This is a genomic window from Longispora sp. NPDC051575 (assembly GCF_040681875.1).
Lineage (GTDB): Bacteria > Actinomycetota > Actinomycetes > Mycobacteriales > Micromonosporaceae > Longispora.
Genome location: NZ_JBFAZP010000002.1, coordinates 449,205 through 469,004, shown reverse-complemented (window position 1 = coordinate 469,004; position 19,800 = coordinate 449,205). Strand labels below are relative to the sequence as shown.

The 19,800-nt window shown below is 73.6% G+C and carries 17 protein-coding genes; 15 read left to right on the top strand and 2 right to left on the bottom strand.

The window, feature by feature from the left end:
* Nucleotides 1-166 precede the first annotated feature (166 nt).
* The 6 genes from AB0M43_RS05805 to AB0M43_RS05780 all read left to right on the top strand — a co-directional run bounded on the left by AB0M43_RS05805 (nucleotide 167) and on the right by AB0M43_RS05780 (nucleotide 8,438).
* Nucleotides 167-1,750 carry a GGDEF domain-containing protein gene (locus tag AB0M43_RS05805; RefSeq protein WP_363721532.1) on the top strand — a complete coding sequence of 528 codons (1,584 nt, stop codon included), beginning with the start codon at nucleotides 167-169 and terminating at the stop codon, nucleotides 1,748-1,750.
* Between the two features lie 38 nt (nucleotides 1,751-1,788).
* On the top strand, nucleotides 1,789-2,163 hold the full coding sequence (locus tag AB0M43_RS05800; RefSeq protein ID WP_363721530.1) for a PadR family transcriptional regulator: 375 nt from the start codon (nucleotides 1,789-1,791) through the stop codon (nucleotides 2,161-2,163).
* Nucleotides 2,160-3,521: a permease prefix domain 1-containing protein gene (locus AB0M43_RS05795; protein ID WP_363721528.1), complete on the top strand. Its 1,362-nt coding sequence runs from the start codon at nucleotides 2,160-2,162 to the stop codon at nucleotides 3,519-3,521. The genes AB0M43_RS05800 and AB0M43_RS05795 overlap by 4 nt, the downstream gene beginning before the upstream one ends.
* 179 nt (nucleotides 3,522-3,700) lie before the next feature.
* A complete protein-coding gene (locus AB0M43_RS05790; protein WP_363721526.1) occupies nucleotides 3,701-4,912 on the top strand; it encodes a serine protease in 1,212 nt (403 codons plus the stop codon).
* 240 nt (nucleotides 4,913-5,152) lie between these two features.
* Nucleotides 5,153-6,061 carry a hypothetical protein gene (locus AB0M43_RS05785; protein ID WP_363721525.1) on the top strand — a complete coding sequence of 303 codons (909 nt, stop codon included), beginning with the start codon at nucleotides 5,153-5,155 and terminating at the stop codon, nucleotides 6,059-6,061.
* 262 nt (nucleotides 6,062-6,323) lie between these two features.
* Nucleotides 6,324-8,438 carry a hypothetical protein gene (locus tag AB0M43_RS05780; protein WP_363721524.1) on the top strand — a complete coding sequence of 705 codons (2,115 nt, stop codon included), beginning with the start codon at nucleotides 6,324-6,326 and terminating at the stop codon, nucleotides 8,436-8,438.
* A gap of 173 nt (nucleotides 8,439-8,611) precedes the next feature.
* On the opposite strand, the gene AB0M43_RS05775 is transcribed toward AB0M43_RS05780, so the two are convergent.
* Entirely contained in the window at nucleotides 8,612-9,031 is a 420-nt protein-coding gene (locus tag AB0M43_RS05775) for a hypothetical protein (RefSeq protein ID WP_363721522.1), read from the bottom strand.
* Nucleotides 9,032-9,149: 118 nt separating this feature from the next.
* On the opposite strand from AB0M43_RS05775, the gene AB0M43_RS05770 reads away from it, so the two are divergent.
* The 9 genes from AB0M43_RS05770 (at nucleotide 9,150) to AB0M43_RS05730 (ending at nucleotide 18,251) form a co-directional block, all read left to right on the top strand.
* Nucleotides 9,150-10,289 (top strand): hypothetical protein, encoded by a 1,140-nt coding sequence (locus tag AB0M43_RS05770; RefSeq protein WP_363721521.1) that lies wholly within the window; start codon nucleotides 9,150-9,152, stop codon nucleotides 10,287-10,289.
* The gene (locus AB0M43_RS05765; protein WP_363721520.1) at nucleotides 10,270-11,925 is read left to right on the top strand and encodes a substrate-binding domain-containing protein; all 1,656 of its coding nucleotides are present in this window, start codon (nucleotides 10,270-10,272) and stop codon (nucleotides 11,923-11,925) included. The genes AB0M43_RS05770 and AB0M43_RS05765 overlap by 20 nt, the downstream gene beginning before the upstream one ends.
* Nucleotides 11,926-12,032: 107 nt before the next feature.
* On the top strand, nucleotides 12,033-12,797 hold the full coding sequence (locus tag AB0M43_RS05760; RefSeq protein WP_363721518.1) for a YndJ family protein: 765 nt from the start codon (nucleotides 12,033-12,035) through the stop codon (nucleotides 12,795-12,797).
* A complete protein-coding gene (locus tag AB0M43_RS05755; protein WP_363721517.1) occupies nucleotides 12,794-13,297 on the top strand; it encodes a DUF1990 domain-containing protein in 504 nt (167 codons plus the stop codon). Before AB0M43_RS05760 ends, AB0M43_RS05755 begins: the two co-directional genes overlap by 4 nt.
* Before the next feature lie 67 nt (nucleotides 13,298-13,364).
* Nucleotides 13,365-14,582 (top strand): cytochrome P450, encoded by a 1,218-nt coding sequence (locus AB0M43_RS05750; protein WP_363721515.1) that lies wholly within the window; start codon nucleotides 13,365-13,367, stop codon nucleotides 14,580-14,582.
* Nucleotides 14,583-14,712: 130 nt separating this feature from the next.
* Entirely contained in the window at nucleotides 14,713-14,967 is a 255-nt protein-coding gene (locus tag AB0M43_RS05745; protein ID WP_363721513.1) for a hypothetical protein, read from the top strand.
* The gene (locus AB0M43_RS05740) at nucleotides 14,964-16,358 is read left to right on the top strand and encodes an L-serine ammonia-lyase (protein ID WP_363721511.1); all 1,395 of its coding nucleotides are present in this window, start codon (nucleotides 14,964-14,966) and stop codon (nucleotides 16,356-16,358) included. Before AB0M43_RS05745 ends, AB0M43_RS05740 begins: the two co-directional genes overlap by 4 nt.
* A 136-nt stretch (nucleotides 16,359-16,494) precedes the next feature.
* Complete coding sequence (locus AB0M43_RS05735) at nucleotides 16,495-17,487, top strand: permease (RefSeq protein WP_363722061.1); 993 nt, start codon at nucleotides 16,495-16,497, stop codon at nucleotides 17,485-17,487.
* Entirely contained in the window at nucleotides 17,484-18,251 is a 768-nt protein-coding gene (locus AB0M43_RS05730; RefSeq protein WP_363721510.1) for a TIGR03943 family protein, read from the top strand. The genes AB0M43_RS05735 and AB0M43_RS05730 overlap by 4 nt, the downstream gene beginning before the upstream one ends.
* Here AB0M43_RS05730 and AB0M43_RS05725 read toward each other — a convergent pair whose 3' ends face one another.
* Nucleotides 18,252-19,703: a hypothetical protein gene (locus tag AB0M43_RS05725; RefSeq protein WP_363721508.1), complete on the bottom strand. Its 1,452-nt coding sequence runs from the start codon at nucleotides 19,701-19,703 to the stop codon at nucleotides 18,252-18,254.
* Nucleotides 19,704-19,800: the final 97 nt, after the last annotated feature.

Sequence of the window (19,800 nt, the reverse complement as noted above, 5' to 3'; positions counted from 1 at the left end):
CGTCACAGCACCATGGGGGTGACGGTACGGCCGCCGTCGAAGGCGCCTCAACCGAATTACCGCCGGCCCTCGCGGTGGTGCCGGCGCGCACCCCAGTACCCCCTAAAAGGGCTCTTAATATGCCACAGCGGGCGTAAACTTCAACCGTGGTGGAAGGGGCTGGCTGATGGCGGTGCCCGTCGCGGATCCCGGCCGGCGGTGGACGTCGGGCTGGTGGGGCGACTGGCGGCTCGCCGCGCTCGCCCTCGGCGTCCTCGCCCTGACCGGGTGGTACGTGACCGACAGCGCCGGCCTGCCCGCGCAGAACCGGGTGTGCTGGCTGGCCCTGCTCGTCCTGCACGGCTGGGCGCTGGCCCTCGCCCCGCGGATCGCCCGCCGGGCCGTGCCGCCCGGCCACCGCCGGCTGTGGTGGGTGGCGACGGCGGCGCTGGCCTGCTTCCTGCTCGGCGACGTGGTCCAGCTGGCCGCGATCCTGACCGGGCCGACGACGATCGCCACCGTGACCGGCGTGCCCGGCCAGGCCGTCCTCGTGACCGCCGGGGTCGTGATCTTCCTGCTCGGGATGCTGGCCACCCCGCTCGGCCTCGCCACGCCCGGGGAGCGGCTGCGCCACTGGTTCGACCTGGCCACGGTGATGGCCGCCGGGCTGGCCTGGGGGTTCTACCTCGTCGCCCGGCCCACCCTGGACATGCGCTCGGCGACCGGGCTCGTCGGGACCCCGGTGCTGTTCCTGGTCGAACTGTTCGCCACCACGAGGCTCGTCTTCAGCCGGGTACCGCCGTTCACCCGGGCGGCGGGGACGCTGTCGGTGGGCGCGGCCGTGCTGGAGACGTCGATCCAGGCGACCGGCGGGCTGGCCTGGGTGGAGAACGACCGGCTGAACCTGCTGCTCGCCGCCACCGTGGTCGCCAACGCGCTGGTCACCGCCGCCGTCGTGGTCCAGTTCCACCAGCTGCCGTCCGTCGTCGACCGGCGGGGCCAGTCGCACCGGCGCCGGTTCAGCCTGCTGCCCTACGCCGCCATCGCCAGCGTGTACGTCGTCCTCGTGCTCACCCTCGTGCGCAACGGCCTGGACCTGCGCGCCTGGGCGGCCGTCGCGGGCGCGTTCCTCTGCACCCTGCTGGTCGTCGTCCGGCAGGTCCTCGCGTTCCGGGACAACGAGCGCCTGGTCCACGAACTCAGCGCCGAGGTCGGCCGGCGGCAACGGCTGGCGGCGGCGCTGCGCCACCAGGCCTACCACGACAGGTTGACGGGGCTGGGCAACCGGGCGTTGTTCACCGAGTTCCTGACCGAGGCCGTCGCGCGCGGCGGCACCGCCGTGGTCATCGTCGACCTGGACGACTTCAAGCCGGTCAACGACCGGTTCGGTCACCGGGCCGGCGACGAGCTGCTGGTCACGATCGCCGCGCGGCTGCGGCGGTGCGTCCGGGACACCGACGTGCTGGCGCGGCTCGGCGGGGACGAGTTCGGCGTCGTGGTCACCGACCCGGACCCGGTGGTGGTCGCGGCCATCGCCGAGCGGATCGTGGCGGCGGTCGCCGTCCCGTGCCCGGTCGCCGGAGCGCGGGTGGTGGTGGGCGCGAGCGTCGGCGCCGCGATCGACCGCGCCGGGCGGCAGGACGCCGACGCGCTGCTGCACGCGGCGGACTCGGCGATGTACGCGGCGAAGAAGGAGGGCAAGAACTCCGCCCGGGTCGTCACCCTGGACGAGCCGGGCACGCCGGCGGGATTGCGGGCCCGCGATACCTAGAACTACTATGCATAGTAGTTCTAGGGTCAGGGAGTCGCATGCGCATCACCAAGGACCTCGTCGCCGCCTCGGCCACCCCCCTCGTGCTGGGCATCCTCGCCGAGGGGGAGAGCTACGGCTACGCGATCCTCAAGCAGGTCAACGAGCTGTCCGGCGGCCAACTGGAGTGGACCGACGGCCTGCTCTACCCACTGCTGCACCGCCTGGAGCGCCTCGGGCACGTCGACGCCACCTGGGACACACCACCCGGTGGCCGCCGCCGCAAGTACTACCGGATCACCGACCAGGGCCGGGCGGAGCTCGCCGAACAGCGCCGCCAGTGGGCCGCGGTCATCGACACCCTGCGGGGCGTCTGGAACTCGGCACAGTCCATCGGGCCCCTCGCGGCACCGGCATGGGAGGCGGGACGATGACCGTCGACAACGACCTCGAAGGCCAGATCGCCGAGTGGCGGGCGTACATGCACCGCCGGCGGGAGCTGGACCACGCCGACGCCGAGGAGCTGGAGGACCACCTGCGGAGCCGGATCGCCGAGCTGACGGAGGCGGGCCTGACGTCCGACGAGGCGTTCCTGATCGCCGTCAAGCGGATGGGCGGCCTCGACGAGCTGTCCCGGGAGTTCGCGCGAGAGCACTCCGAGCGGCTGTGGAAGCAGCTCGTGCTGCCCGGGGAGCCGGACGCGCCCGCCGCCGCCCGTACCCGTCGCGAACTGCCCGTGATGGTGCTCTGCGCGGCCCTCGCGGCCCTCGCGGTCAAGCTGCCGGGCTGGTTCGGGGTCGACATGGACGACGACGCCGGCTTCTACGCGCGCAACGCCAGCCTCTTCGCCCTCCCGGCGCTGGCCGGCTACTTCGCCTGGCGGCGCCAGGTCGGGGCGCGCGTCGTCGCGGTCCTGGCGGCCCTGTTCGTCGTCGGCGCGTTCGGCGCGAACGCCTACCGGCTGGCCGACGACTCGCAGTCCGTCGCGCTCACCGCGATCCACCTGCCGCTCGCGCTCTGGCTGGTCGTCGGTCTCGGCTACGTGGGCGGGGACTGGCGTTCGGGCCGGCGCCGGATGGACTTCATCCGGTTCACGGGCGAGTGGTTGATCTACTTCGTCCTGATCGCCCTGGGCGGCGGCGTGCTCACCGCGTTCACCGCGGGCACCTTCCACGCGATCGGCCTGGACGTCGAGAGTTTTATCTCCTCCTGGCTGGTGCCGTGCGGGGCCTCGGCCGCGGTCGTCGTGGCGGCCTGGCTCGTGGAGGCCAAGCAGAGCGTCATCGAGAACATGGCGCCGGTGCTGACCCGGGTGTTCACGCCGCTGTTCGCGGCCGCCCTGCTGGCGTTCCTCGTCGCCATCGTGTGGACCAACAACGGGATCGACGTGGAGCGCGAGGCGCTCATCCTGTTCGACCTGCTGCTCGTCGTCGTCCTCGGCCTGCTGCTGTACTCCCTCTCGGCCCGAGACCTCACCGCCCGGCCGGGTGTCTTCGACCGGCTGCAGCTCGCCCTCGTCGTCAGCGCCCTGGTCATCGACATCCTGGTGCTGCTCGCGATCACGGGCCGGATCACCGAGTTCGGTTTCACACCCAACAAGTCCGCGGCGCTGGGCGAGAACGTCATCCTGCTCACCAACCTGGCGTGGTCGGCGTGGCTGTTCCTCGGCTTCGTGCGCGGCCGGATGCCGTTCGCCCGCCTGGAGAACTGGCAGACCCGCTACGTGTTCGTGTACGCGGCCTGGGCCTGGACGGTCGTCCTCGTCTTCCCGCTGGTGTTCCGCTTCGCCTGAGCCGCCCGACCGCGCGGGTGGTGCCGCCCGCCCCCCGCGCGGGCCGGGCCGCCGGACGGGCGCCGCCCGGGGATCGACCGTGCCCAATAGTTCACGTTGTCTTGACTCATGGAAGTGTGAACGGACAACGTAGCCGTCACCCCTTTCATTCACGTCTGTGGATTTTCTGGAGGACGGCGATGAGAACAACCCCTGCTCGACGCCTGCTCTGCGCCCTCGCCCTGGTCGTACCCGTGCTCGCCGCGATCGGCCCCTCGGTCGCGCCGGCCGCCGCGCCACCCGCCGGGGCGGTACCCCAGGCCTCGACGGTCGGCGAGGAACTACCCCTGTCCGCGCGGATCGACTACACAGCCGGCGTCCGGGCCGGCACCCAGGAGGTCCGCCATCCCGGCGCGGCCTACGTGAAGGTGCACTTCTCGGCCCTCAAGCTCGCCCGGGGCGACTACATCACGGTGGCCAACCCGGCCGGCACCGAGGTGCACACCTACCACGGCACCCGCACCGACGGGGACGCCGACGTCACCCTGCACGGCCGCGCCGGCTTCGCGGCCATGTCGGTCGACGGGGACACGGCCGTCGTGACCCTGCACTCCACCCGGCGCGGCGCGGACGCGGCGGACCTGGCCCGGCGCGACTACGGTGCCCGGATCGACGGCTACTGGCGGGGCCTGACCCCCGCCGAGGTCGTCGCCGCGAACCCGAGCCTGTCCAGCGTGTGCAGCACCGACGCGCGCCGCGACGCGGTGTGCTACCAGACCAGCCACCCGACCGAGTCGACCCGGTCGAAGGCGGTCGCGCGGCTCCTGATCGGCGGCGGCGGCCTGTGCACCACGTGGCGGGTCGGCTCCACCAACCGGCTGCTCACCAACAAGCACTGCTTCTCCACCCAGTCCGAGGTGTCGAGCAGTGAGGTGCAGTTCAACTACCAGTGCGCCACGTGCGGCGGGAACAACCCCGGCGCGGGCACGAAGGTCAGCGGCGCGACCCTGATCAGGGTCAGCCCGGGCAGCTCCAGCCAGCTCGACTACACGCTGTACTCCGTGAACAACTTCGCCAACATCACGAGCTTCGGCTACCTGGTGCTGGAGACCACGGCCTCGACGACCGGCACCCGGATCTACATCCCCGGCCACGGTGACGGCACGGCCAAGCGGGTGTCCATCTACGAGGACACCCAGGGCGGGGCGAACTGCACGATCAAGAACGGCAACTTCAACACCTACAACATCTCGTACTCGTGCGACACGTCCGGCGGCAACTCCGGCTCGCCGGTGCTGAACGCGAACCACAAGGTGGTCGCGCTGCACCACCTGGGCGGCTGCCCGAGCAACCAGGGCGCGAAGATCCACCTGATCTACAACGAGATCCGCAACGACATCGTCAACAGCTGACCGCGACGCCCTCCTCCCGGGCCGCGAGTCCGGGGGGAGGGCCCGGGTCCCCGGTGGGCGCGGCCGGGCGGATCGCCCCCGCCGCCGGCTCGCGCAGTACCCATAAGCGCAGGTTAAAGGCAGTTCGGAATGCGGGAACGGGTGGACAGCGGGACCCGATCCGACGATATTGGGGGAGCGCGACCGCCCCCGGCGGCGGTCACCACGGGGCGCGACCGTTGCCGATCCCAGGGGGCCGCGATGCCGCCGATTCCGCCGACCGGACGCCACCTGGCCAGGGTGCTGCGCACCGGGACGTTCGCCGAGGCCCTCGACGCCGCGATCACCGCGCGCGGCCTGACCCTCGACCGGCTGCGGTACCACCTCGCCGAGCGCGGGGTCGCGGTCAGCCAGACCACACTGAGCTACTGGCGGCGCAACCGCTCCCGCCCCGAACGCGGCGCGTCACTGCGGGCCGTGGGCGAACTGGAGTCCCTGCTGGGCCTGCCGGCGGCCTCGCTGGTGGCGCTGCTCGGCCCGCCCCGGCCCCGGGGCAGGTGGCTCAACGGCAGCGACCGCGACTACCTGTGGCCCAGCGGCGCGCCCGTCATGGCCCAGCTGGACGCCGAACCGCGCGGGCGCTTCGACCTGGTGTCCACCCACGAGGTGCTGACGGTGGCCGCCGACCGTTCGGAGCACAGCGTGCGGTGCCGGCCGGTGCTGCGTTCCCTGCGGGACCGGGCGGACCGGTGCCTGGTGTTCCACCAGGCGGAAGACCCCGACCAGGCGCCACCGGACATCGTGGACACCCGGTCCTGCGCCGTGGGCCGGACCCGCTACGACCCCGAACTCCGGCTGCTGGCCGTGGAGCTGCTGTTCGACCGGACCCTGGCGGAGGGGGAGGACACCGTCATCGAGTACGAGTACCGGTTCGCGCCCGGCAAGCCGATGGACTACTTCCACACCCGGCTGCACAGCGCGACCCGGGAGTACGTGCTGCAGACCCGGTTCCTCGGCGACGCGCCCGCCCGGTGCCGCAGCTACCGCCGGTCCAGCCTCGCGGGGCCCGACCAGGACTCCCGGCCGCTGTCGATCGGTACGTCCAACACGGCCGTCCTGGTCGAGCGGGACGTCTCCCCGGGCCTGTGCGGGATGCGTTGGGAGTGGTGAGGGCCCGACCAAACTTTCCATGTCCGACGTCCCGCCCCCGACGCGGTACCCAATCTGTGGAATTGCGAGTCCTTGACCTGCTTGAACACCACAGAACTGTGAACATCGCCGGGGTTTGGGTGCGCCGGGATCACAGTATTGACCGGACCGCAAGTTGGGCGAGGTGTGATATTGCACTGAGCTGAGCGCGGTGCGCATCATGATGCGTCCACCCCTCAGTCGGACGGCGGTGCTCGGACCGCCGTCAGGAAAGGCACCCCTCATGTCTTCCAGACACCTCCGGCGCGTCGTCGCCACGGCGGTCGCGGCGGCGTTCTGCGCCGTCCTGGCCCCGCTGGCCCCGGCCTCCGCCGAAACCCCCCGGTCCTGCGCGGCGCCGGACGGCGCCCACCCCCGTTCGGAGGCCCCGCGCCCCTGCGTGACCGCCGACGTCACCCTCGACCGGCTGCCCGCCGTCGGCGAGTCCGCGACCGTGCGGGTCCGGCTCGGCTCCCAGATCGACATCTCCCGGGCCCGACTGTCCGTCCAGCTGCCCGCCAGCCTCCGGCTGAGCAACGGCGGATCCGGCCTGTCCGCCCCCCGGACCATCGGCCTGAACCAGGTGGCGGAGCGGACGTTCGCCCTGTCGAAGGCCGGCCGGACCGTCACGTTCCAGGTCACGGCGCTGGCCGCCGGTCCGGCGCAGGTCGAGGCGGCGGTGACCGACCTCGACGCCGTGACCCCCGACCGGTCCGGACGCGGCTCCGCCCTCCTCACCGTCGGCGACCGCCCCGGCACCTCGCGGGCCGGCGTGACCGGCGAGGACTCCGCGGCCGTCACCCTCGCGCCCGGCACCGGCCCGGCCGCCAGGGTCGCGCCGTCGCTGGCGCCCTCGGCCGTCCCGGGCCAGATCTGCGCGAAGGGCGCCTTCTCGGTGTCCGACAAGGCCGGTACGTGGCTGGCCGGGCGCAACCTCCCGGTCACCGTCCTGGGCAAGGCCACCTCGTCCTCGGCCACCCAGACGTACGGCACGGGCCTGACGTCGAGCACCGACGGCTCGTACTCCGTCTGCTTCAACGCCTCCTCGACCCTGTATCAGCTGTGGGTGCAGTTCAGCACCAACGGTTCCCTGTGGCGGGTCACCAACAACGCCGGCAGCAGCACGTACACGGTGACCACCGCGGCGAAGTCCAACGTGCCCTCCGGCACCGACGCGGCCTTCGGGACGACCACCCCCAGCGCGACCCACATGCGCGGCTGGCACGCGTTCGACACCCTGAACCTGCTGTGGTTCGCCCGGGGTTCGAGCACCAACTGCTGGACGGCGCGGGAGTCCAGCGCCTGCACGAAGATCACCCTGCACTGGCAGCCGGGCAGCACCGACGGCACGTACTTCGACAACTCCAAGCCGGTCGGGCAGCGCCACGTGGCGTTCGCCGACGCGGACCCCGACTCCGAGCACCTGGTGCTGCACGAGTCCGGGCACGCGTTCATGGACCTGCTCTACGGCGGCTGGTGGCCGGCGAGCGACTGCCCGAGCCCGCACTACCTGCACGCGGTCACCGGTTCGATGTGCGCGTGGACCGAGGGTTTCGCCAACGCGATCACCGGCTACCTCAAGGGTGACGGCCGGTTCTACTGGCCCGACGGTCAGTGGGCCGACCTGATGCAGACCGCGTGGAACAACCCGAACCAGGCCGCCAGCCGCACCAACCCGCAGAACGGGGACAAGGTGGAGCTCCGGGTCGCCGGCGCCCTGATCGACCTGTGGCGCAACGTCGACGGCGGGCCGTCGGGCACGTTCGACAACATGCGGCAGTACGCGTCGAGCTCGTTCAACGAGTGGTTCACCGTCGACCGGCCGCAGTCGGGGCTGAGCACGACCGCCGCCACCCGCGACCTCGTGTACACCCACACGATCGACTACCGCACCACCACCCCCGGCGGCGGCCTGGTCAACGGCGGCTTCGAGAGCGGCACCGCGAACTGGACCATCACCGGCGGCGTCGTCGGCAACTGGACCACCTACCCGGCCCAGGCCGGCTCCTGGTACGCGTGGATGGGCGGCAACGGCTCGGCCAACACCGACACCCTGAGCCAGCAGGTCACGGTCCCGTCCACGGGGACCACGGCGACCCTCGGGTACCAGTTGCGGATCGTGACGGAGGAGACCGGCAGCACCGTGTACGACACGTTCAAGGTGCAGGTCGTCGACGGCTCGACCACGACCACCCTCGCGACGTTCTCCAACGCCAACCCCAGCGCCGGGTACGTCGCCCGCACCGTCAACCTCAGCAGCTACCGGGGGAAGACGGTGACCCTGAAGTTCGTCAGCGTCGAGGACACCAACCTGCGGACCGACTTCCTGCTCGACAGCCTCACCCTCACCACCGCGTGACCGGGAGCGGGCGGGCCACCCGGTCCGCCCGCTCCCGCGACGGACCCGGGAACCTCCGCCCGGTCCGCCCGGACACGACCGGCCCGGCTCCGTTTCGACGGGGCCGGGCCGGCCGTGCTAGGACGGGACCGGTCGGGCCGGCGTGCTACGACGGGTTCGGTCGGGCCGGTGGGCTACGACGGGGTCGGGCCGGCCGCGATGAACGTCGCCACGACCGCCGCCACCGCCGCCAGGATCCCGGCCGCGGGGACCAGCGGGGACGGGGCGGACCGCCCGCCCGACAGGCTCCGGACCCCGAAGAACACCGCCAGGGCCACGGGCACGGCGATCCCGTACGCCAGGACCGTGACCGCGACCGGGCGCGTCCCCGGACCGGCCGTGCCGACGACGGCGACGAGCACGGCGGCCACCAGCCACGCGAACAGGCCGAAGCCGAGGGCCAGCCAGTCGCCGCCGGCCCGGCGCGCCGGCGCGGGCCGGGGCGCGGTCCCCTCCGTCGGGGGCCGGCGCAGGGCGTTGACGAGCCCGGCGGCGGCGGCCAGCACCCCGCTCAGCGCGGTGGCGAGCGCGGCGACCCCGTCTACCGTGAACATGGGCCCATGATCCCAGGCGGACGGGCCGGTGTGGTCCGTCGGCAATCCGACCCGTCGCCAGGCACGGTTCCGGCGACGGAATCCACTATAGACAGCCGGCTCGGATTAGACTGTGTCGATGGCGGTACGCAATGCCAGGCCCCGGCAACCTGCCCCTCCTCTCCCCCCACCCCCTCCCGTCGCACCGTCCGGCCCCCGGCACGTCGGCCTGATCTTCCTCGCCGTGCTGGTCCTCGCGGCCACCGTCATCGTCGGGGCCGTCCTGGTCAGCCGCCCGGAACCGGCCACGGTCCGCATCGCCGGCAGCCTGGGCATGTTCAACGACCCCGAGGTGCGCCGCGTGCTCGCGGGGCACGGGCTGCGGGTCGAGCAGACCGAGTTCGGCACCCGGCAGATCGCGGAGAACGTGGACCTGTCGCAGTACGACATCGTGGTGTCCGCCAGCACCGTGGCCGCCGAGCACCTGGAGAGCAGGCTCGGTCGCCGGACCGCCCGGTACTCGCCGTTCGCCTCCCCGATGGCCGTGGCCAGCTACACCCGGATCGTGGAGCTGCTCCGCAGGGTCGGGGTCGCCGAACTCCAACCGGACGGCACCTGGGTCTTCGACGTGTCCGCCTATCTGCGACTGGTGGCCGCGAAGACCCGGTGGTCGCAGATCTCCGGCAACACGACCTACCCGAACCCGAACCGGGTGCTGCTGGCGACGACGAACCCGGCGTACTCCAACTCGGCCGAGATGTTCGTCGCGATCGCCAGCCACGTCCTCAACGGCGGCGAGGTGATCGCCGACGAGGCCGCCGCGGACCGGGTCCTACCCCAGATCGCCCCGTGCTTCGCGGCCCAGGGCAATCTGCCGGTCAAGACCGCCGACCTGTTCCGCGAGTTCCTGGTCGGGCGCGACCTGGGGCCGGCGGTCCCGATGGCGCTGGTCTACGAGAACGACTTCACGGCCGGCCGGATCACCGACCCCGGCGCCATGACCAACGACATGGTGCTGCTCTACCCCCGGCCGAACATCCTGCCGGCCCACGTCTTCACCCCGCTCACCCCGGTCGGCGAGAAGCTGGGCCGGCTCCTGAACTCCGACCCCGACCTCCAGCGCATGGCCCGCAACCGGTGGGGCTACCGCACGAACACCGGCGACTACCCGGCCGACATGGCCCAGCACGGGCTGACCGTCGCCCGCACCCTGACCACGGTCAACCCGCCCAAGGGCCACCTCCTCGAACGGCTCGTCGATGCGATCGTCCCGAGGTAGCCGCGCCTGGTGGCGGGCCGGACTGGCCGCGCTGCTGCTCGTCGGGGTGTGCGCGGTCCGCGGCGACGGGGCCGTCGAAGGACCGGCCGGCGAACCCTGGACGCTGCGGGTGCTGGCCGGCGACGAACTGGCCGACCTGGCACCGGTGCTGGACCGGGCGGCCGCCGCCACCGGGGTCACGGTCCGGTTCGGGCACGCGGGGAGCCGGGAGATCGCCCGCCGGGTGGTGACGGGCCGCGACCTCGACGGGTACGACGCCGTGTGGCCGGCCTCCGACGACTACCTGACCGTGTCGCCGGGCGCGATGGGGCGGCTCGGCGCGCGTACCCAGATCACGTCCTCGCCCGTGATCCTCGGTCTGCGGACCTCCGTCGCCCGCCAGCTCGGCTGGGACACCCGGCCGGTGAGCTGGTCGGACATCGCCGCCGCCGGGGGAGCGCACCGGTTCGGCTTCGCGATGAGCGACCCGCACGACTCGCACTCGGCGGTCTCCGCCCTGCTCGGCGCGGCCACCGCGCTGGCCGGTGAGGGGGCGGCGCTGCGGCGCGACGACGTGGTCCGGGCCAGCCGGCCGGTGCGGGACCTGTTCGGCGCGCAGACCCTGCGGGTCGCCGGGTCGGGGGAGCTGTCGGACGCGTTCGCCCGGCACCAGGGTCAGGTGCCCGCCGTCGACGGCCTGTTCGACTACGAGTCGGAGCTGCTGGCCCTCAACGCCTCGGGGGCGCTGCGCGAACCCCTGACCCTGGTCTACCCGACCGACGGGGTCGTCACCGCCCACTACCCGCTGAGCCTGCTGGCCTCCGCGTCGCCCGGCGCGAGGAACGCCTACGTCCGGCTGGTGCGGTACCTGCGCTCCCCGGCCGTGCAGCGCGAGATCATGGCGGAGACCCGGCGGCGGCCCGCGGTGCCGGCGGTCCGCCCGGACGCGGGGTTCGGCGACCGCCGGATCTTCGAGCTGCCGTTCCCGTCCACCGCCGCCGTCATCGACGACCTCGTCGACGCGTACGAGGGCACCCTGCGCCGGCCCGCCCGCACGGTGTACGTGCTCGACACCTCCGGCTCGATGGCCGGCCCCCGGCTGGCCGACCTGCAGGCCGCCCTGAACGTCCTGACCGGCGCGGGGCAGGGGGTGGGCCCGGTCCCGGGCTCCGGTCCGGGGGTGGGGCCCGGGGCACGGTTCCGGGAACGCGAGCAGACCACCCTGCTGCCGTTCGGTGCCCAGCCCTCCCCGGCGACGACTTTCGACCTGCCGCCGGAGAACCCGGGGCCGGTGCTGGACCGGATCCGGGCGTTCGGCGCGGGGCTGGCCGCCGCCGGGGGCACGGCCATCTACGACGCGCTGGTCGAGGCGTACCGGGTGCTGGCCGGCCAGGCGGCGGCGGACCCGGACCGGATCACCTCGATCGTGCTGCTCACCGACGGGGAGAACAACACGGGCCGGGATCGGGCCGCGTTCGTGGCGTTCCACGGCGGGCTGCCGGCGGGGCTGCGGTCGGTGCCGGTCTTTCCGGTGCTGTTCGCCGACAGCGACGCCGCCCGGATGCGGGACCTCGCCGCGCTGACCGGGGGGCGGACGTTCGACGCCCGGACGGAGCCGCTGGGCGCGGTGTTCGCGGCGATCCGGGGTCACCAGTAGCCGCCGCTGTCGACGGACCCGCGGCGAGCCGGATCGGCGACCCGGATCACATTGAACGCGTTCAACTGCCGATGGTAACTTGAACGCGTTCAAGAAAAGGGGACGCCATGACCATTCTCGTCAACCTGATCGTCACCCTCGGCATGCTCGTCATCCTGCCCCTCGGCCTCCGGCTCCTCGACCTGCCGCCGGCCCTGCGCACCTTCTGGCCGCTGGCGGCGGTGCCCGGCGCGATCAGCCTGTGGCTCCCGCGCGGGGAGACGGCGGCGGCGCTGGCGGCGGCGTACCTGGCGATGACCGTGGTCGTCGCCTTCCAGGCCGCGCGGCGGGTCGGCTGGGGCCCCCGGGAACTCGCGATCCGCACCGCCCTGGTCAGCCCCGTGATCGCGGCCACCGCGCTGCTCGCCGAACGCGCCGGGGTCGCGCTGTTCGGCTTCGACCTGGAGATCCTCGCGCTCACGGTGCCGCACTTCCACTACGCCGGGTTCACCGCAGCCCTCGTCGCCGGACTGGTCTGCCGGGCCGAACGGGACTCGACGGTCGCCCGGATCGCCGCCCTCACCGTCCCGGTCGGCACCGAGATCGTCCTCATCGGGTACTTCGTCAACGACTACGTCGAGCTCCTCGGCGCGCTCGTCCTCACCGCCGGCATGTGGCTCGTCGGCTGGATGCTGTGGCGGGACGGGATCCTGTTCCGGATCAGCTCGGCCGTGCTCGTGGTCACCATGGCGCTCGCGGTGCTCTGGGCGGCCGGCGAGGCGTTCGGCACCCCGCACCTCGGACTGACCTGGATGGCCGCCACCCACGGGCTCGGCAACGCGCTCGGCTTCGCCCTCTGCGGACTGCTCGCCTGGAAGAAGGAACTGGCATGACCGGCTACAGCTACGCCGAGGTCGGCGCGACGGAACACTGGCCGCTCCCCGAGGGGTACGGGCACCTGCGGGTCCGCACCGCCCTCGGCCGGATCGACCTCGACGCCGCCACCGAGGACCTGTTCGGCTGGCGGATGCACCGGGCCGTCCCGGTGGGGATCGCGACCACCGGGCGGGCCGCCCCCGGGGTGGCCGTCACCGTCCGGCTGGGGTTCGTGCTCGCGCCGTGCCGGGTGGTGTGGACCGTGGAGGAGCCCGACCGCCGGGGCTGGGCGTACGGGACCCTGGCGGGGCATCCGGAGCACGGCGAGGAGTCGTTCGTGCTGGAGCGCGACGGCGACGGGCAGGTGTGGCTCACGGTGACGGTGTTCAGCCGGCCGGCCGTCTGGTGGGCCCTGCTCGGCGGGCCGCTGGTGCCGGTGGCGCAGCGGATCTACGCGCGGCGGTGCGCGGCGGCGTTGCGGGGGCTGGCGCGGCGCCGGGTGGCCCCGGCTTCCTGACTCCACAGTCGACAGTGAGAGATCATCACCCTACGCTGAGGGTTCGCTCACTGACAGGAGTGGTCCGATGCCCTCAGGTACCCCCGAATCGGTGTTGTCCTTCCCGCCGCCCGCGTCGCTGGACCCGTTCGACCACCCCGACGCGCTCTACGACGAACTGCGCCGGACCAGCCCGGTGCGCCGGATCGTGCTGCCCGACCTGACGCCCGCCTTCCTCGTCACCGGCTACGAGGAGGTCCGCAGGGTCCTGGTCGACCCCCGGTTCTCCCGGGCCGCCGCTGCCGCCCCCGACACGGGCAAACTCGTGCCGGGCCGGATCGTCGACGAGTCCCTGCTCGGGCTCGACCCGCCCGACCACACCCGGATCCGCCGGCTCGTCGCGCGCGCGTTCACCCACCACCAGGTCGAACGGCTGCGGCCCGGCATCCGCGCCATCATCGCCGAACTGCTCGACACCGTCGCCGGCCGGACGTCGGCGGACCTGATGGCCGTCCTCGCTGTGCCGCTGCCGGTGCGGGTGATCTGCCTGATGCTGGGCGTGCCGCCGGAGGACGACGAGCGGTTCCGGGCCTGGTCCAACGCCCTGGTCAGCAGCATGGACGGCGACATGGACCTGGTCGCGAGGGCGGGAGCGGAACTCGACGGGTACCTGCACGGGCTGCTCGCCGCCAAACGGGCCGCCCCCGGCGCCGACCTGATGTCCGCGCTGCACCTGGCCCAGGAGGGCGACGACCAGCTCACCGACAAGGAGATCGTCAACCTGGCCTCGATCCTGCTCGTCGCCGGCAACGAGACCACCACCTCCCAACTCGGCCTGTACATCCTCGAACTGACCCGGCGCCCCGACCTCGCCGACCGGCTCCGCGCCGACCCGGCCCTGCTGCCGGCCGCCGTGGAGGAACTGCTCCGGCTCCAGCCGCTGAGCACCATCGGCGGCGCGCTGCCCCGGATCGCCCTGGAGGACATCGAACTGGCCGGCACCGTGATCCCGGCCGGTTCCGTCGTCCTCCCCGCCACCGAGTCCGCCAACCACGACCCGGCCGTGTTCACCGACCCGCACACCCTCGACATCGGGCGCGCCGACAACCGGCACCTGTCGTTCGGCAACGGCGCGCACCACTGCCTCGGCGCGCAGCTGGCCCGGCTGGAGCTGCGGGAGGCGCTGGGGGCGGTGCTGGACCGGCTGCCCGGGTTCCGGCTGGCCGTGCCGGTGGGGGAGGTCCGGCTGCGGGCGAACAGCCTGATCCGGTGCCCGGACGCGCTGCCGCTGGAGTGGGACGCCTAGGGCGCGTCCAGAGCTATCCAGTTGCCACGCGGGACTTCGTTGGCCGACACCCGAACGTGCGGGTTAATCAACGTGTCACGCCGGCGCGGCCGATCCGCGCCACGGGCGGCAGCGGAGTCGGGAGCGCGCGATGGCGATCGTGGTGGAAGGTCGGGCACCGGCCGTGGACTTCGGGTCCGCGCCGGCGCTCGCGCTACTCCTGGCCGGTGCGCACCGGCCGGACCGGCCGCCGTGGCGGTGGGCGTGGCACGTGCCGGTACCGCAGCGGCAGACCTGCGACGGCTGCGCCCGCCCCTGGCCCTGTCCGGCCGGCCGGTGGGCGCGCCGGGCCCTGGCCCTGCACGCCCTGGAGTCCTGGCGGCGCGGGGACGGGATGTCCCGGTGATCAGTGTCTTCGACCTGTTCACGGTCGGCATCGGCCCGTCGAGTTCGCACACGGTGGGCCCGATGAGGGCCGCCCGCACGTTCGTGGGCGGCCTGAAGGCCGACGCGCTGCTGGCCGATGTCGCCACGGTCGACGCGCAGCTGTTCGGCTCCCTCGGCGCGACCGGTCGGGGCCACGGCAGCGACAAGGCCGTGCTCCTGGGCCTGACCGGCGAGGCACCCGAGACCGTGGACACGACGACGGCGGACGCCCGGGTGGCCGGGATCCGGGCCGCCGGGGTCGTCGACCTCCTCGGGGTGCACCCGGCGAGATTCGAGCTGACCCTGCACCGGCGCAAGTCGCTGCCGCTGCACCCGAACGGGATGCGGTTCACGGCGATCGACGCCGAGGGCCACGTGCTGCGCGCCCGGACGTACTACTCCGTCGGTGGTGGGTTCGTCGTCGACGAGCAGCGGGCCCGGTCCCGGTACACGGTCGGCGGCGGGTTCGTCGACGGTTCCCCGGTCGCCCACCCGTTCCGGACCGGCGACGAGCTGCTGCGGATGACCCGGGAGACGGGGAGGTCGATCTCGGAGATCGTGCTGGCCAACGAGCTGTCCTGGCGCTCCGAGGCCGACGTCCGGGCGGGCCTGCTGCACATCTGGCAGGTGATGCGCGACTGCGTGCGGGCCGGCTGCTCCACCGAGGGTGTGCTCCCCGGCGGGCTCAAGGTCCGCCGCCGCGCCGTGGAACTGGCCCGGGAACTCGGCCGCGAACACGACGCGGAGGGCGGCGGCTGGCACAGCGTGGCCGACCCGCTGCGGGCGATGGACTGGGTGACCCTGTTCGCGCTGGCCGTCAACGAGGAGAACGCCGCCGGCGGCCGGGTCGTCACCGCGCCGACGAACGGGGCCGCCGGGATCATTCCGGCCGTCCTGCACTTCTACTGGCGCTTCGTGCCCGGCGCGGACGAGGACGGGATCGTCCGGTTCCTGCTCGCAGCCGGGGCCGTGGGGGTGCTGTTCAAGGAGAACGCGTCGATCTCCGGTGCCGAGGTGGGTTGTCAGGGTGAGGTCGGGTCGGCGTGCTCGATGGCCGCCGCCGGGCTCGCCGAGGTCCTCGGCGGCACCCCTGACCAGGTCGAGAACGCCGCCGAGATCGCCATGGAGCACAACCTCGGCCTCACCTGCGACCCGATCGGCGGGCTCGTGCAGATCCCCTGCATCGAACGCAACGCCGTCGCCTCGATCAAGGCCATCACCGCCGCCCGACTCGCCCTGCGCGGCGACGGCGACCATTTCGTCTCCCTCGACAAGGTCATCAAGACCATGCGGGAAACGGGCGCCGACATGAAGGACAAGTACAAAGAGACCGCCCGCGGCGGCCTCGCCGTCAACGTCATCGAATGTTAGGCAGATCAATGACATCCGGTGGGTACGGCGGCCCCGGCGGCGACACGCAGGACGTCCCGCGCGGGGACGAGCCGTGACGCGCCCCGGGCGCCCGGGCGGGTCCGCGTCGGGGGCCGTGGATCGCCCGGTCGGGTCGGTGTCCGGCACGGCCCCGGACGGCGCGGGGCCGGCGGTCGGGCGGTGGCGGCCCGGGTCCGTCGAGGTGCTCGTCGTCGTACTCCTCCTCGTCGTGCTGTCCCGGGGCTGGCTCGCGGACCTGCTCGACGCGCCCCGGCTCCGGACCTGGTCGACCGTCTTCGTGTCCATCGTCGTGCAGGCCGTGCCGTTCCTCGTGTTCGGCGTCGCGCTGTCCGCCGTGATCGCGGTGTTCGTCCCCGCCGGCTTCCTCGCCCGGGCGCTGCCGTCCCGCCCCGTGCTCGCCGTGCCCGTCGCCGCGGCGGCCGGGGTGGTGCTGCCCGGCTGCGAGTGCGGGTCCGTGCCGGTGGCGGGGGCGCTCGTCCGCCGGGGGGTCACGCCCGCCGCCGCGTTCGCGTTCCTGCTGTCCGCGCCGGCCATCAACCCGATCGTGCTCACCTCCACGGCCGTCGCGTTCCCGGGCGCGCCCCGGATGGTCGTCGCCCGGGGACTCGCCGGCCTGATCACCTCGGTACTCGTCGGCTGGTTGTGGCTCCGGCTCGGCCGCGCCGACTGGATCCGGCTCCCGGGTCGGCCAGACCTGGCGGGGCTCGCCCGGTGGCCGGCGTTCTGGGCGTCCTGCCGGCACGACGTGGTGCATGCCGGCGGGTACCTGGTGATCGGCGGCCTCGCGGCGGCCACCCTGAACGTGACCGTCCCGCCCCGGTGGCTGACCGCGCTGGCCGACAACCCGTGGCTGTCGATCCTGGTGCTCGCCGCCCTGGCCGTCGTGCTGTCGATCTGCTCGGAGGCCGACGCGTTCGTGGCAGCGTCGCTGAGCCAGTTCTCGCTGACCGCCCGGCTGGCGTTCCTCGTCGTCGGGCCGATGATCGACCTGAAACTGTTCGCGTTGCAGGCCGGCACGTTCGGCCGGGGATTCGCGCTCCGGTTCGCGCCGGCCACGTTCGTGACGGCGGTCGCGGTGGCCGTGGCCGTCGGGGCGGTGCTGCTGTGAACCGGGCGGCGGAGTCGGTGGTCGTCGCGCTGGTCGGGGGCGCGGTGCTGCGGATCAGCCTGACGGACCAGTACCTGAGCTACGTCCGGGAGGGGCTGCGGCCGTTCCTGGTCGCGGCCGGGGTGCTGTTGCTGGCCACCGCCGGGGCGACGCTGCGGTCCGAGGTGTTCGGCCGCCGCCGCCCGGCCGATCCGCACGGGACCGATCCGGGTCAGGTCGAGCCGGTGCGTGCCGGCGCGGCCCGGGGTGGCCACGGGCACGCGCACGGTCGTACCCCCGTGGCGTGGCTCCTGGTTCTTCCGGTCGTCGCCCTGGTCCTGGTCGGGCCGCGACCGCTCGGCGCCGACGCCGCCGGCCGGGCCGGGACCGCGCTCGGCAGCCGCGCCGACGCCGACTTCCCGCCGCTGACCGCCGACGACCCGGCCCGGGTGGGCCTGCTCGACTACGCCTCCCGGGCGGTCTTCGACCAGGGCCGCACCCTCGACGGCCGGCGGGTGCTCCTGACCGGCTTCACCACCGACGGGCCGGGCGGCGAGGTGCAGCTCACCCGGATGATCCTGACCTGCTGCGCCGCCGACGCCCGACCGGTCAAGGTGGGGCTGGCCGGGGACGTGCCCGGCGGGCTGGCGCCCGACACGTGGATCGAGGTCGTCGGACGGTACTCGTCGAGGACCGCCCGCGACCCGGTCAACGGGGAAACGGTGCCCTACCTGCTGGTGGAGTCGTTCCGCGAGGTACCCGCGCCGGCCCGGGCCTACGAATAGCTACAAGCGCCGACGCAGCCGGGTCGGATCCAGCGGAGTGCCGCCCGGGGCCGCCCGGTGGGTCGGGACGCCGGCCACGGTCGCCAGCAGGCCCGTGGTGTCCGCGCGCAGGAAGGCCGGCACGAGCTCGTCGTTGAAGACCATGCCGGACGCGCTGTGGCCCAGCGTGTGCGCGGCCAGGTGCAGCCGCCCCTTCACGATGCCCGCCTCCACGTTCGCGGCCCGGTAGCCGCGCTCACCCAACCGGTCCACGGTGGCGGCGAGGTCCGCGCAGTGCACCACCAGGTACGCGGCGTCGCGGGCCAGGTCCGAGCCCAGACAGAACCGGTGCGCGGCCTCGCGCTGGTCGCCGTCCGTGCCGGGCAGCAGGTCGCCGTCCCAGCGGTACACCCCCGGGTCGACGGGCTCGACCGCGTGCGCGACCACGTGATGGGTCAACAGGCCCGGGCCGGCGTCCCACGGCACCGGCCGGGTGGCCACCGCCATCGCCCAGCGCAGCTGCGACGCCGGCAGCGACGCGTCGGGGTCGAACCGGCGGGCGGAACCCCGCCGCGCGATGACCTCGTCCAGGGAGTCCCACGAGGCCCACGGCGGCCCGGGAGCCACCTCCGCCCGGCCCGTGAGCCACAGGCCCGACGCGGCCTCCGTCGCCCGGTGCGTCGCCCCGATCAGCGGGAACTCCGCCGGCGCGGCGGGCAGCCGACCCGGCACCGCCGGCCGCGCCGGGCGCAGCGCGGGCTCACCCGCGCCCAGGACGAGCAGCACCAGGGGGTACTCCCGGTCCTCGGCCGCCCCCACCAGCTCCCCGACCAGCCGGTCGGGGAACCGCAGCCGCACCCGCGCGGGGATGCCCGCGTCCGCGGCGAGCGCGAGCAGATGCGACAACACGGTGCCGCTGTCCCACCACAGGTGCCGCCAGGACCGCTCGGCGTACCGCCACGCGGACCGCCACGGCACGCCCGTGAGGACGAGGAACGTGGGCCCGTCGCCGGGGGCCGGACCCACCCGGCGCAGGCGGTGCCCCAGGGGGTCGTGGTGCCAGACGCCGCCGGGGAGGCCGGGCAGGCCGGCGGTGACGACGTACACCTCGAGGGGGTGGCGGTTGCCCGCCGAACCGACCGCCCGGTAGCGCACCGGGCCGTCGGGGGTGTCGCGGTAGCGCACGACGCCCGCCGAGCGGAACAGCAGCCGGGCGAGGTGGCCGAGATCGGGGACCCGGGCCGGCCCGGAGCCGCCGGACAGCACCGCCGCCGCCGAGCCGCCCGGCCGGGGCAACGTGACGGGAAGCTCCACAGTGGGCAGTTCCTCGTCGTACTCCTTGAACGCCGCCGGCCGCAGCGCCGGATCGCTGGCCACGAAGCCGCCCGTGATCCGGGGATCGTCGATCGGCTCGTACCAGGGCCGCTCCGGGGAGTAGCTGGTCAGCTGGTGGAAGGTGCGGCTGTCGGACATGCGCGAGTGCCTCCCGGCGGCCGGACGGACCCCGGATCCGTCGCTGGCACCGACCCTGCGGCACGCGGGCCCACCGGTCAACGGGACCGGGCGGCCT